Below are 540 nucleotides of genomic sequence, written 5' to 3'. Positions count from 1 at the left end.
AGCAGGTGGAGCGGCTGCAAAAGGACTTGGCCCGGAACAAGGCCGCACTCGAGGTGATGGGAAAAGCTTCCGCGCTCTTGGAAATGATCTCCGAGAGCGCGGACTGAATCCTGCCGTCGGCCCTGTCGTGGGCGAGGCGTTCACCGGAGTTGAGGCTCAGCTGGGCATCACGGCCGCCTGTCGGCTGACCGGCCGCTCTCGGGCCACCCACTACCGCCGGCTGCGCCCGGTAGCACCACGCAAAGCACGTGTCCCGCAGGTCCAACCGTCAGCCCTGACGGTCGAAGAGCGTGCTGCGGTACTGGAGTTGATGAACGGCGAGGAGTACGCCGAGCTGGCTCCCGCGCAGATCTGGGCCCGTGAGCTGGATGCCGGCCGCTACCACTGCTCCGTCTCGACGATGTACCGGATCCTGCGCGAGCAGGGGCAGTCCGGCGAGCGCCGACGGCAGGCCACCCATCCCGCCAAGGTGGTGCCCGAACTGGTCGCCACCGGGCCCTCACAGGTGTTCACCTGGGACATCACCAAGGCGGCCGGACC

1 pseudogene is annotated in these 540 nt (G+C 67.8%); it reads left to right on the top strand.

What is annotated here, in order from left to right:
• Positions 1 to 310: 310 nt before the first annotated feature.
• Positions 311 to 540 (top strand): annotated as a pseudogene (locus tag JFN87_RS33345) (IS3-like element IS1141 family transposase); the annotation flags it as partial.

This window comes from Streptomyces montanisoli (assembly GCF_017813245.1).
Lineage (GTDB): Bacteria > Actinomycetota > Actinomycetes > Streptomycetales > Streptomycetaceae > Streptomyces > Streptomyces montanisoli.
Note: the sequence above shows the minus strand (reverse complement) of the source record. Positions and strands in the feature narration are given on the sequence as shown.